Origin of the sequence: Proteus vulgaris, from assembly GCF_016239305.1 — a bacterium.
GTDB lineage: Bacteria > Pseudomonadota > Gammaproteobacteria > Enterobacterales > Enterobacteriaceae > Proteus > Proteus vulgaris_C.
Genome location: NZ_JAEHOQ010000009.1, coordinates 129,953 through 144,705, shown reverse-complemented (window position 1 = coordinate 144,705; position 14,753 = coordinate 129,953). Strand labels below are relative to the sequence as shown.

Genomic DNA, 14,753 nt, shown 5'->3' with positions numbered 1-14,753 from the left:
GGCGAACAATGCACTGAATGTGGCTGAAAAAATCATCGATACATTGGCCACAACTGAAAATGGAGGTGGAAATATTGATGATGGTAACGAAATTATTGATGACTTAGATAAAGATACAGCAACAGAGGAAGAAAAAGCGGAAGCGAAAAAAGTGTTAGATGCGGCTTCTGAATATGTTGTTGCATTGGCATTGAAAGCTGATCTTTATGCTGATATGGCTAAAGCTGCCATTGATAAGGCCTTGATTAGCGAGAATAAAGCAGATATTGATTTTGCGAAAACGTTATTAAGTCAAGCCAATGAAGTATTAAATACGGCAAAACAAGCAAAAGCTGAACTTGATGTTTTAATTCAAAAAGCTCAAGAAAAAGATATTGATATAGCTGACGCTCAAATTGATGCAAATAAAGCACAGGGACATATTGATGATGCAGTACATACGTTAGCGAATGTACAGTTTATTATTGATATGTTAGATAAAGAAACTAATGGTGAAGATACGAATATATTGGATAAAACCGATGATATTCTTGAAAATTTACCAGAAGATCCAACTGATGCGCAAAAAGAAGAAGCTAAAGCATCATTAAATGCAGCTTCTGATTATGTGGTTGGCCTCGCTGAAAAAGCAGAAATCTTGGCTAAACAAGCTCATGATTCCGCTGAACAAGCACTCATTTCTGGCAAAGAAAAAGATCTGAATACCGCGCTTTTATTGCAAGAAAAAGCACAAGAGGCAGTTAATAAGGCTCAAGTCGCTAAAGATAAGTTGGATTCACTAATTACCAAGGCGATAGCTAAAGAAATTAATACAGATGAAGCCCAATCTGATGCACTTCTTTCACAAGAACACATTGATAATGCCAATGATATTTTAAGTCATACACAAAATATTTTGGATATGGTGAATGATTTATTGAAAGATCAAGATGCGTTAGATAAGGCCAATGATCTGATTGATGATTTAACTGAAAATTCAACACCAGATGAATTAGCTAAAGCTAAAGCCTCTTTAGATACAGCTTCAGATTTAGTGGTTAATTTAGCCTCGAAAGCAGAAATTTTATCTAGCAGTGCCAAATTGGCAGCAGAAAAAGCATTGATCTCAGGTAGTGCGAAAGATTTTGCCACGGCTAAGACATTGTTTGCTAAAGCTGATGAAGTATTAGATAAAGCAAATGAAGCTAAAACAACGTTAGATAGCTTAATTGTAAAAGCACAAAGTAAAGGTGTTGATACAACGGATGCTCAAATTGATGCTGATAAATCTCAAATCTCATTAGATGAAGCAACTCAAAATCTAAAAGATACACAATCAATTCTTGATAAGTTACAGCTTATTGATGATGCAAAAGATGCATTAGATAAGGGTACTGAAGTTATTGATAATTTAGATGAAAATTCATCACAGCAAGATAGAGAGCAAGCAAAAGAAGCGGTTGAATTAGCATCTGAATATGTTGTTGCTGTGACAGAAAATGCACTGACATTGGCTGAACTTGCTAAATCAGCAGCAGAAAAAGCATTCAATAGCGGTAAACAGACTGATCTTGTTGAAGCTGAAGCTTTATTAGAGAAAGCAAAAGTTGAATTCTCTCATGCCGAGAAAATAAAAGCAGAATTAGACCAACTTATTGTTAAAGCACAAGAAAAAGGTGTTTCAACAGAGATTGCGTTAGATGATGCTCAACAGGCTCAAACTAATCTTGATACAACGCATCAACTAATTAATGATACTGATGCCATTATTCAAGATTTACGTAAAACTGATGATAAAAATCCAATTGATGATGCTAATAGTGTTATTGATGATCTGGGTAAAGATGCATCAGAAGATAAGTTAGAAAAAGCAAAAGAAGCGGTTGATAATACAGTTAAATATGGCTCTGAATTAGCGCAAAAAGCTGAAGCATTGTCAGAATCTGCAAAACAAGCGGCAGATAAAGCAGCTATCAGTAAATCTGACGCGGATATTCAATTTGCTTACGATGCAGTCGTTGTCGCTCAAGACGCAATTAAATTAGCTCAAGAAGCGCAGCAACAATTAGAAAATCTGATTGAAAAAGCGCAAGCAAAACAAGTTAATGTTCAGGATGCAACTGCAGAATTTATCCTTGCGAATGAACATATTGATAATGCGCTAAATCTTGTGGGTAATGCTGAGAATACATTAGCCAGTATCAAAGCAGATCTTGATGGTCAGGGTGCATTGGATGATGCTGAAAAAGGCCTTGATGATCTTGATGAAAACTCAACAGATGAAGAAAAAGAGCAAGTTAAAGAGGTTTTAGATACTGCCTCTGAGTACGTTGTGACGTTGGCTGAGAAAGCGCAGACACTCGCTTATGAAGCAAAAGTCGCAGCAGAAACAGCAAATGAAAGTTTAACATCTGACGATGTATTGGCTGCCAAAGCATTATTAGCAATAGCTCAAGAAGCATTTGATAAAGCAAATGTTGCAAAAGAGCAATTAAGCCAATTAATTGATAAAGCAGAAAGCAAAGGCGTTGATACGACAAATTCTGCTACTGATTTAAACATCACGATTGAACATCTGACAACTGCAGAAAATGACCTTCTTATTTCTCAGAATATCCTAGATAAATTAATTTCAGACATTACAGAGCCTGCATTAGATGATGCAGATACTGCAATTGATGATGTGATTAAAGATCCAACGGATGAGAATAAGGCTAAAGCAAAAGAGAGCTTAGAAAAAGCGGCAGAGTTGGTGGCTGATTTAGCTAAATTAGCTGAAGAAAAAGCGAATATTGCTAAAAATGACGCTGAAAAAGCTAAAGTATCGGGCAATTATGATGATTTATTGATTGCTGAACAGTCGGTTAGTGATGCGACTCAATACATTGAAAAAGCGCAAAATAGTAAAGATCATCTCGATAAATTAATCGAAAAAGCACAAGGTACAGATATTGATCTTATTGTCACAGAAGCGTTAGCTGATCAAGCTGATACCTCATTACTCAGTGCGAATACTGCACTTAATAATGCGCTTGATATTCTCGATAATTTACATAATCAGGAAGGTGATCCTGATTTAATTGCGAATATCAAAAATACGCTGGATAAACTTGATACTGAAATTCTTCAAGCTCAGAAAAAAGGCATAACAGCAAATAGTCAAATTGAAAAACTATTGGAATCAACATCACCTAAAGAACAAGATATTAAGAATGCTAAAACAGTCTTAAATGAGTTCACTAAAGCTATTGAAAATGCAGAATTAGCCGATGAGAAAGTGAAAGCTGCATTAGATAAAGCCTTAAAAGGTGGCGTAGGTAGTAATGTTATTGCGAAATATGAAACGACGGAAGCAGAGCTTTTAGAACGTCTCAATGATCTGAAAAAAGAAGCCAATAACCTGAATAAACAAATTCAGGAAATTGAGTCTCATGTTGTATTTGATGATTTAAATACAGCATTAGATAAATTAGATCCAAAAAATAAAGAGAGTATCAATAATTTCAATAAGGCATTAAAAGCGGCTATTGATAATAACAATGAGTTAGTTCAAGAGCTTACGAGTAAAGCCTTAGAAGCCTTAGATGCGGCGCTAAAACTTGCCGAAATGGATAAGTCTAGCGTTGAATATCAGCAGGCTTTACAAGATGTGAAGTATTTACTTAATACTGCTGATGAGCTGTATACATTAGCTAAAGAAAATACCAGCGATTTACAAAAAACGGTCGAAAAAGCGATTAGTAAAGGCTTAACACCAGAAAATAACTCAGAATTTAAAGAATACATTGCCAATATTAAATACTTTGACAATGAAATCAGTAAAGCTGGGGCAAATATTGCGAAAGCGAAGAATGCTATTCCTGATGAAAAATTACCTGACTTTGAAGGTGATGATATCAGTCAATTGGTTGATCACCTTAAAGATAAAATTGAATCAGGCGATAGTGATGCCATTAATAACGCATTGTTAAATGTTGATAATGTCATTAATGCGCAATTAAACGAAGTGATTAAAGCGGTAGATAAAGCACAAACGGCTTTTGATCATGCACAGAAAAATCCTAGTCCTGCCAATGTTAAGAACTTTGATAAAGCAGTAAAAGATGCCCAAGATATTATTAATAAAGCTGAGCTTAATATAGAAAAACTGCACAGTGTCATTAATGATGCAGCAAACATTGATGGTGTGGATCAGGGTTTAATTGAACATGCATTAAAAGGTATTAATAGTGCAAATGATACTATTGATTCAGCGCAAACTACGTTAGATGGTCTAACTCTGAATGCGATTGATATTGATGGTTTAGAAGATAAAGCTAAAGATGCGAATGATGCAATCAATGATCTGGCTAAAGATAAATCACCAGAGAATATTGAAAATGCATTAGCAAAATTAGGTATTTTCAAAAGTGCGCTTGATACTGCATTAAATAATGCAAAAACACTCTCTGATGATGCTTTAATGGCAGCGAAACAAGCTGTTAAAACACCAACTGCAGAAAATATTCTGTTAGCAGAGAAAAAACTGGCTAAAGCGCTAGAAGCGAAAGAACAACTGATTGAAGCAAAAGGCTTATATGATGATGTTGTCAGCAATATTAAATCATCAATCAGTGCCGGTTCTTTACAAGATGCTTTATTGAAAACCTTTACTGGTGTCGATAAGCAGTTTGATGATACAGAAGCGCTTGTTGATAAACAAAATAATGAATCTGAAGTATTGATTGCTCAAGCAAAAGATAATCAACTTACTGAAGAAGATATTATTGAAGCCTATAACGATGCCAAAGCTGCAATAACTGAAGCTGAGGTTGCTGTTAGAAAAGCGGTTGATAAAGCAGCTGAAGCAAAAGAGAACAACATTACCTCTATTCAGCAAGCGACAGCAATTAAAAATAGTGTCATTGCTGCTCAAGATAGTCTGAATAATGCTAAAGATGCAGTATCAAATGCTTCTAGCAAAGGTGTTCCAGATTATCTTACAGATCAACTCAACAAGTATTACAACTCACTTGATAACAAACTTGATTATCCAAAAGGGGTTCTTCAGGAAATCGATGCTTACTCACGTATGTCGCTCTCTTTAGAGTTATTAACAACTGCGACAAATGAGTATAAAAAAGCCGATGAGCTACTGAAAAAAGACCCAACCTCGGTAATCAAAGATCCTACAGAGTTCTTATCTATCGTAACGGAAGCAAACGCGTTATTAGCAGAAGGTAAAGAACGAGCTAATAAAGCGAAAGAGTTAGGATTAGACAGTGCAGGAACGACTTATCTTAATAGTGCCGCGCATACGGCTAATGAAACCAAAGTAAACTTAATGAATGAATTCCATGGACAGTTAGGCGAGCAAGCCTTTGCTGACCTCGATATAGTCATGAGTTTACTGCAAGAATCTGTATATAACGCACATATCAATTTAGATAAATCAACGCTTTCTAATCATGCTGTCTTTGAAGAGCAGTACAAAATTGCTATTCGTGCATTAAATGATGCGAAAGTGTTATCAGAAGAGTACTCCGCGAAAGGCGTTAAAGACGTTAAATTAGCGTATTACAATTATCAAATTGAAGAATTTAGTAAAGAAATTGAAGATTTTTCAAAAGCATGGAATAGCATCACTCAACTGACGGAAATGACGAATCAGGCTTATGCCTCTTCAAAAGAGCTGTCAGGTATTAAGAGTGCGAGTGAGAAATATGATGCTGTTCAGAAATTAGCCGCAGAACTGAGTGAAGCTTATCAATTAGTTGAGCAATCAATTATTGATGGTGCACCACTGGATATGGTTCAGGCTAATCTGAATAAACTCAACATTTCAGTCAACAATTTGTCAGCTGAAGATCCAATCGTTGCAGCTCAAATATTAATTGATAATGTTGTTTCTGAAGCGAAAAACATTGAGAAGTTACTCAAAGCAACAGATACCAAAGAACAAAAAGATTTAGTTTACAACTCGCTTTATACACAGTTACAAACTGCCAATAAAGTGATGACGGAAGCTAAGTTGTCAGGAACGATTTCGAAGATCAAGCTGGCTGAATTGCAGCAAGATTATAACGATGCACTTAACTCTCTGAAAATGTTTGACCCTTATTTAAGTACGGGAGAAAAAACGCAGAAACCAGCGGGTACATTGGATACGGCATTGGATATTACTGTTACCAATGACGGTAAAATTCATATCGAAGGAGCCCGACTTGTTGATGGTGCCGTCTTTACATTAGGGGGGAAAGACTTACCGTGGTATAGCGCATGGCTAGGTAATATTTCTGGTACGGTCGATAAAACATTTGGTTCAGGTACTGTTCATACTCGTACCGATGGCAGCAAATACGTTGATATTTTTGTAGATAAAGAAACAGCAAATAATATCAAGTCGAGTGGTAACGATTTAAGTTATCTGTATGGCTATCAAAAAGAGCTAGGAAAAGACACTTCAGATATTAGTCGTAGCTTTAAAGTTAAGGATTCCTCAACACCTAAAAATGTCGAAGCATACATCACTGAAGATCATACAATTATGATCACTGGTGATGGTTTGAAAGCAGGTGATGCCTTTACTCTCTATAAAGTCTCAACAAACCTATTAGGTATACGAGATTTTGAAGAAGTCGGTAAGGGTCATGTGGCATTACATAACGGTAAATTTGTGGGTGTTGTGACGGAATATTCTGGTGCACATTCATGGGATACAGTTAAAGGATTAGGTGATTCGAGTAATCTAGCCATTAGTCGTGTTGGTGTTGGTGAAAATGAATCTTCTAAGAGTGCTTCTTTCGGTAAGAAAGAGTCACCAGCCGAAATTCATAGTGATTTAATAACGGGTAAATATGCTGACATTACCACAAAAGATGTGACAGCTTGGGTAGATAACAAAAAACACCTTTACTTGAAGAGTACCAAATTTGAAGTAGGGCAACAGATAAAAGTCTATGATTTTTATGATTATAAAACTGTTGTAGGTACTGGCGTTGTTCAAATGATTGGTGGCCAAAAAGTTGTTAAAATTGAAGGTGTAACAACAGACCAATATCCTGATCTGAAATGGATTTATGCTGCAATTGCTTATGAAGGTGGTCAGTGGGAGCATATTCAAAGTGATGCATTTATTCTTGGTAAAAACTATTTATCTGTACAAGGTAATGTGAATTCAAATACACAAGAGCCACCTACAGACCAAGATTCAAATGATGGCATAAATTTTGATGATATCGATATTGATCCTATAGCACCAACTAAACCATCAACAGGCGACACAGATACTGACGTTGATACTGACGTTGATACTGACACAGATACTGACGTTGATACTGATACTGATGTTGATACCGACACAGATACTGATGTTGATACCGACACAGATACTGATGTTGATACCGACACAGATACTGATGTTGATACCGACACAGATACTGATGTTGATACCGACACAGATACTGATGTTGATACCGACACAGATACTAACGTTGATACCGACACAGATACTGATGTTGATACCGACACAGATACTGATGTTGATACCGACACAGATACTGATGTTGATACCGACACAGATACTGACGTTGATACTGACACAGATACTGACGTTGATACTGACACAGATACTGATGTTGATACCGACACAGATACTGATGTTAATGAAGAATCAAATAACCTTGATATCGCGGCATTACTTCAATTAGGTGAGGCCTCAGAAACAATATCGAACGAACAACAAGATAATGTTGAGTTACCTGAATTAAGTGAATTGTTAACGGATGCAAGTCAGGCCAATATTAGCATTGAAAATATTGTTCCAACTTCTCAAGAAACAGAATATGCAATTCAGTCTCCACTTTTTGTTAGTGAAACGACACATGATGGGAATATTGAATCTCATCAGGTTGCAACACTAATAACAGAGGAAGATATGGGGACAACTCATAATATCTAAATCTATAAAAATAAAATAAATAATTAACATCCTCGTGCCAATACGGCATGAGGATGTTTTTCCCATATTAAGGTATTATTATGGAAAATAGTGAAAATAATAACGCTCATTGCTATTTAGAAAATTATAAAGAAGCGATTATTAATATAGCCAATCATTACCGATTAGATTTTTCACCAGAAAATATCAATATTACGGCTAAGTGGTATGAGAATAATATTTCTTATGATGATGTAATTAAGCTATTAGCTAGACAGTGTTGTTTGGTTGCAAAATTTATAGACAGCAAAAATTTTAAATTTAATGTTTGGTCGTTACCTGTTGTTGTTGAAAGTAATGATGGCAGAGTGGGAATAGTTCAAAATATAAAAGGTAATAACGCGACAATATTATTCAGTGGCGATTATGGCCTGGCTGTTGATGTTGATATAGACACACTAAAAGAAAATATAAAAAGAATTGCTATTTTTAGGCCAATGGTTGACAGGCCTGATCCAAGAGTGGATTTATATATTAAACCCACAGAAAAACATTGGCTGTGGCGTATTTTATTAAGAGATGTTTCTCCTTATAAATATGTCATTATGGCAACATTTATTATTAATGTATTGGGTTTGGCTGGGATCACTTATTCTATGCAAACCTATGATAGGATTATTCCATCACAATCTTATTCAACTATGTTTGTTTTGGTTGTGGGTGTATTAATTGCTTTTATTTTTGACTATATTCTTAAAATGTTACGTTATGGAGTGATTGATTTATTAGGAAAAAAAGCCGATTTACGCATGTCGGATCGTGTTTATGGACATTCTTTAAGGATAAAAGACAGTAATCGCCCACCTTCTACAGGTTCTTTTATTTCTCAATTGCGCGATCTTGAACAAATTAGAGAAATGATGACGTCTAGTACAGTCGCTGCCATTGCAGATTTACCTTTCTTTCTCTTTTTTCTCTTTATTATTTATATGATTGGCGGAATTATTTGTGTCATTCCATTAGCTGGTTTTTTCTTAATGATAACGCCTGGGCTATTAGCACAGAAAAAACTGTTTGTGCTTGCCAATGAAGCAATGAGAGAAAGCACTCTACGTAGTGGCATGATTGTTGAATCAGTTCAAGGACTTGATGATATAAAAGCTATGCAGGCGGAGTACCGTTTTCAACAGCAATGGATCCATTATACAAAAACGAGTGCTGAAGCCAGTTTAAAGCTAAAACACCTAACACATAAATTAAGTAGTATGGCCTATTTTATTCAAAACAGTGTGTTTGTGGGGGTGATTTGTATGGGAACCCCTTTAGTGATCAGTGGTGAGCTTTCCACTGGGGCACTCGTCGCTTCTTCTATATTAAGTTCCCGAATGATGGGGCCTATTTCTCAAATGGCGAATATTATTACGCGTTGGCAACAAACTAAGGTATCAATAAAAGGGCTGACGTCTATTATGGAATTACCGGTTGATCATCCTACGTCTATTAAAAAAGTCCATTTACCTTTTATTAAAGGTCATTATAAATTAGAAAATATTGGTTTTAAATTTAATCAAAATAGCCCAAATTATGCGATTTATATAAATGAATTGGAAATTAATCCTGGTGAGAAAATTGCGATTATAGGCCGCAATGGTGCGGGTAAATCCTCTTTGCTTTCGGCACTTTTTGGTAAGATGGAATATCAAGAAGGAACAATAACACTAGATAATATTGAATTAAATACCTTAGATCCTTCAGATTTACGTAGAGATGTGGGTTATTTAAGCCAAAGTGCTAAATTATTTTACGGTACTATACGAGATAATGTGACATTAGGAAATCCATTAGCCACCGATGAAGAAGTTTATCAAGTTCTTGAGGAAACAGGTGCTTCTGAATTTATAAATAAATTACCAGAAGGGATTAATTATATTATTCAAGAAGGTGGTATTGGTATATCAGGGGGACAAAAACAATCATTATTATTAAGCCGTTTATTATTGAAAAAACCAACGACTTTACTATTGGATGAGCCAACTGCATCTCTTGATGATATTACTGAAGCTAACTTTATTAAGAATATTGAAAAAACAGCTCTTGGAAAAACATTTATTATTACCACTCATAGAAAAAAATTATTAGAACTTGTGGATCGTATTATTGTTGTTTCAGGTGGCAAAATTGTACTTGATAAACCCAAAGCGGTTGCATTAAAAATGCTTTCAGGAGTAACAGATGAAAAATAAAAAAAATAACTCATCGAATGCAGTATCTCCTGATGAGATGAATAAGTTGGTGAAAGAACTAGAAAGTTTAAACCAACAACACAATCAAGGAATGCAACAGACCCAAGAAGAAAAAGTGGGATTTTTCAAACGAATAAAAAATCTTATTGCTGATTATCGTTATATTACGAATAAAAAAGATAAAGATCTCTATCTTATTGAAGACAGTATTGGTGATGCTGCTGAATTTGGTTTGATTGATGATACTAAAGCCAGTAGAGCAAATCGTATCATCATGGCTATCTTTATCTTTTTATTTATTATGGTGATTTGGGCTTATTTTGCTGAAGTTGCTGAGGTGACAAAAGGGAATGGAAAAATCATCCCAAGTTCTAAAGAGCAACTTATTCAATCTCTAGATGGTGGGATTGTGACCAATATTTTTGTGAGAGAAGGGGATATTGTTCAAGTTGGACAAACGTTAGCGACATTAGATTCGACAAGAACAGCATCAAGTCTAGAAGAATCACAGGCGAAATATAATACGGCTTTAGCAACCTCTATTCGGTTAAAAGCAGAAGTTGACCAACATAAAATAGTTAACTTAGTTTTCCCTAAAGAATTACAAACACAAACTGAATTAATTAATTATGAAAATAAGCTTTATTTATCACGCAAACAAAAACTCACTCAAACACTCGCTAATTTGCAAAAGAGTAAGCTCATTATTCGCCAGCAATTAAATATTAATAAAGAGCTGGCTCGCCAAGGTGCCAGTAGTACCGTCGAAGTATTAAGATTAGAAAAGGAGTTGATTGATTTAGAAAGTAAAACACAAGAATACACGTCGGATTTTTATGTTACTGCACGACAAGAACTCGCGAAAGTAATGGCTGAAATAGATAGCCTGGCGCCTTTAATTAAAGGGCGACAAGATTTTGTACAAAAAACAACTATCACATCACCTGTTAAAGGTATTGTGAAGAATATTCAAAATTCAACAATTGGTGGTGTGGTTCCACCGAATGGTATATTGATGGATATTGTTCCTTTGGAAGATACACTAATTATTGAAGCTAAAATATCGCCAAAAGATATTGCTTTTATTCATCCTGGACAACAAGCCAAAATCAAAATAACTGCTTATGATTATGCTATTTATGGCGGATTAGAGGGAACGGTCAGCGTTATTTCACCGGATACGGTAAAAGATGAAGTTAAAAGTGATGTGACGTATTACAAAATATACGTCAAAACTGATAAAGATTATTTAGTGAATAAAGCGGGAAAATCATTTTCTATTACGCCGGGTATGATTGCATCAGTCGAAATAACAACAGGCAGTAAAACAGTATTACAGTATTTAATTAAACCATTTAATAAAATTAATGAAGCATTAAGAGAACGGTAATAGGTTAATAAAATGAAAAAAATCAAACATACTGTTTTACTAATAGGGTCAGTTTTATCATTAGGTGGTAGTGGTATACAACAAGCAAACGCAACATCACAAACTGAACCAGTTAACTCTTTTACTCTAGATATTGTGGATATCCATAAGGACGTAGAGCCTCCTAAACGTTTTTTATCTCAGCAAAAAGATAAGGAGGAAATTTTATCATCAGTAGAGAACAAGCAACTAAAACCCGCTGATATATCACTATTACATCCACATGTGGATAATCAAAATGTGATATTAGAAAAAGAGAGTGAAGACGCAAAATCGATACAAGAAAATAAGCGTGTAACCTCTAATAACGTTAATATAGCTCAGGGTGTGACAAAATCAATCAGCATTGCTGACGCTCAACCTAATGTATTACAACCAATACAAAAAATAGGAACAGATATTGAGAAACAGTCACTGTCTTCTGTAGTGGGATTAGCTTTAAATTGGCATCCATCATTAAGAAATAGTGAATATTTAGCGAGAGCGGCTCAAGATATGGTTGATGGATCGCGGGCAGATTATTTTCCACAAGTCAGTGTAGGAATGGATAATAAGCTCTATGAAAATAAAGATCGGTATGGAAATAATAATAAAGGTTCTGATGTTCGTTTTACCGTTAGACAAATGGTGTATGACTTTGGGAAAACATCTACAAGAGTCGATTCTGCAGAGATTTCTTTTGCACGAGAAAAAATAGTTTCTTTAAAAAGCCAGCAAGATCTTATTTATCAAGTCTCACAAGCTTACTTTTATACTTCTCTTTATAATAATTTAGTTAATATTGCTCAATTACAAGTGGAGGGTTTTAGTGAGATAGAACAATTAGCGATGAGTCGTTCTTCATTAGGAGCCTCTACACAAGCTGACTATGTACAAAGTAAAAATAAACTTGTTTCAGCACAAGCATTGCTTTATAGCTATAAAACACAGCAAGCGCGGTGGAATGCATTATTACAAAATTATACAAATAATGCGGTAAGCTATTCTCAAATTCCTTTAATTACTGATGCTCATCTTTCTAATATTTGCTATCAATATACAGATCATGGGGTAGAGTCAATCGATATGTTACTTGCTAAATATGATCATGAACTTGCAAAGAAAAATATGGAATATGCACGATTAGATAATTTCCCAACAATTTATTTGGAAGGTAATTATCGAACAAATATCAATAAAAACGATAATGTAGATTATGATCCTGATAGAAGAGAAATTAAACTTAACGTGGATATTCCTTTATTTGAAGGAGGAAGTAAATATTCAAAAATGTCTCAAGCAGCCAATGAATTATTAGCTAGTCAGTATCAATATGAAACAATATCGATTAATACCAAGCAGCAATTAAATGTCGCGTTATCTCAAGTAACGGGTAATTTATCTATGATGAATTCACAAAAAGAAAAAATACAAACAGCAGAAAAAACGAGAGATCTTTATCTATTACAATACAAAAGTTTAGGAACAAGACCTTTGATTGATGTATTGAACGCAGAGGGAGATATTCATCAATCTAATATTGAATATATTAATAATGTTATTGAGACAAATTTACAAAGTCTAGATTGTTTATTGGCATCTGGCGAAATTAATCGAGTTTTAGACATTCCAAATTGATAATAGCGATACCTTTTCAGAGAGATAAAATATATCTGTCTGGAAAGGTATCGCTTATAATTAATATAAACGCTTATTACGTAATATAAATGGTAATATAAAAAGACTTAATGTTGTAATGATTGCAGTAGCAACTAATACCACGAAAACGGCATTTTCAAAGGCTAGATTTGCTTGAGATATCACAAGAGAAGCCACGTCAATGGGTAATTTTTCTGCCACAATGAGGGCTTCATCTAAACTGTCATAGACTGCATCGTTGATAGCTAATGAGTCAGGTAGTACGAGTTTTAAGGTGTACACTGTACTCATTAAACTGCCCATAAATGTCACTCCAATCACACTGCCTAACTCATAAGCGACATCTTCAATTGAGGCCGCCATACCCGCTTGTTTATCAGCAACACTCAACATAATAGATGTCGATGCTGTGGTAAAAATAACACCTAAACCAAAGCCGATTAAAAACAAGCTACCAATCAATACTATTAGAGATGTTGTTTGATAAATAGCAATTAGCCATAGATTTCCCACTAAAGTGAGCAAAAATCCGCTGATGATCAGGCGAACTTCACCTAACCGTGTTAAAAAATAGCCCGCTAAAGGAGATGCCAATACTGAGCCAATTGGGATAGGTAAGATCACTAGTGCCACATTTAAAGGAGTAAAACCCGCAACAAGCTGTAAGCGCTGGCTAAGTAGTAGTTCAATCCCAACAATAATCACCATTGAAAGTATGGACATTAAAATACCAATACTAAAAAAACGGTTTTTAAATAGCTTAAAATCAATCATTGGGTGAGTCTGTTTACGCTGACGTAAAGCAAATAGCGTGAGAAAAATTACCGCAATGACACCTGCAATAGTGACTTCGTTCCACTGTGTATAAGGTTTACCTAGCTCTTTTAAAGCATAAATAGCACTGATCAAACCTATTAAAATTAAACCGGAACTTAAATAATCGATTTTATGGTTACCATGTCCAGAAAACTTAGGAATAAACCAAATAGAGAATGGTAATACCAAAAGAACAATAGGGACGTTAATTAAGAAGACAGAGCCCCACCAAAAATGTTCAAGCAGCATACCACCGATTAAAGGCCCTACAACCGCACCGCCAGAAGCAACTGCAGACCAAATACCAATCGCAATAGCGCGCTCTTGCGAGTCGCTAAAGACTTGTCGCACTATTGACAGGGTGGCTGGCATACTCATTGCTGCGCCCACCGCTAAAAAACCACGAGATGCAATTAAGGTCGTCGCAGTGGGAGAAAAAGCCGCACACAAAGAGGCGAGAGCGAATAGCGGTAACCCACAAATAAAAAGTGTTTTATGGCCGATCCTGTCTGTGAGCATACCCGCTGCGGGTAATAATCCAGCCACAATCAATGGATAAGCATTCATTATCCATAATTTTTCTGATGCACTGGCGTTTAAGTCATGAGTTAAACGTGGTAATGCGATATAAAGCACGGTTACATCAACAACAATGAGGAACAGCATGCTAGATACCAAAAGTAATACTATCCAACGTTTATAATCTTTTATCATAGAAATCTCAGTTATT

The 14,753-nt window shown here is 35.3% G+C and carries 5 protein-coding genes; 4 read left to right on the top strand and 1 reads right to left on the bottom strand.

All coding sequences use genetic code 11. The annotated features are described in order from the left end of the window. Nucleotides 1–19: 19 nt before the first annotated feature. The 4 genes from JEP40_RS09015 (at nucleotide 20) to JEP40_RS09000 (ending at nucleotide 13,186) form a co-directional block, all read left to right on the top strand. Entirely contained in the window at nucleotides 20–7,918 is a 7,899-nt protein-coding gene (locus JEP40_RS09015) for a hypothetical protein (RefSeq protein ID WP_232799218.1), read from the top strand. An 80-nt stretch (nucleotides 7,919–7,998) separates the two neighbouring features. Then, nucleotides 7,999–10,140, top strand: coding sequence for a type I secretion system permease/ATPase (locus tag JEP40_RS09010; protein WP_198623281.1), 2,142 nt, complete (start codon nucleotides 7,999–8,001; stop codon nucleotides 10,138–10,140). Between the two features lie 274 nt (nucleotides 10,141–10,414). After that, nucleotides 10,415–11,530: an HlyD family type I secretion periplasmic adaptor subunit gene (locus tag JEP40_RS09005; RefSeq protein WP_420094339.1), complete on the top strand. Its 1,116-nt coding sequence runs from the start codon at nucleotides 10,415–10,417 to the stop codon at nucleotides 11,528–11,530. Nucleotides 11,531–11,542: 12 nt separating this feature from the next. Beyond that, a complete protein-coding gene (locus tag JEP40_RS09000; protein ID WP_198623280.1) occupies nucleotides 11,543–13,186 on the top strand; it encodes a TolC family protein in 1,644 nt (547 codons plus the stop codon). A 60-nt stretch (nucleotides 13,187–13,246) separates the two neighbouring features. Here the strand turns inward: JEP40_RS09000 and JEP40_RS08995 are convergent, their stop codons facing one another. Further along, nucleotides 13,247–14,737 (bottom strand): MFS transporter, encoded by a 1,491-nt coding sequence (locus tag JEP40_RS08995; protein ID WP_198623279.1) that lies wholly within the window; start codon nucleotides 14,735–14,737, stop codon nucleotides 13,247–13,249. Between the last annotated feature and the right edge of the window lie 16 nt (nucleotides 14,738–14,753).

Coding starts and splice junctions, on each gene's coding strand:
- JEP40_RS09010 (WP_198623281.1), top strand. CDS start 7,999: ATGGAAAATAGTGAAAATAATAACGCTCATTGCTATTTAGAAAATTAT.
- JEP40_RS09005 (WP_420094339.1), top strand. CDS start 10,415: ATGGCTATCTTTATCTTTTTATTTATTATGGTGATTTGGGCTTATTTT.
- JEP40_RS09000 (WP_198623280.1), top strand. CDS start 11,543: ATGAAAAAAATCAAACATACTGTTTTACTAATAGGGTCAGTTTTATCA.
- JEP40_RS08995 (WP_198623279.1), bottom strand. CDS start 14,737: ATGATAAAAGATTATAAACGTTGGATAGTATTACTTTTGGTATCTAGC.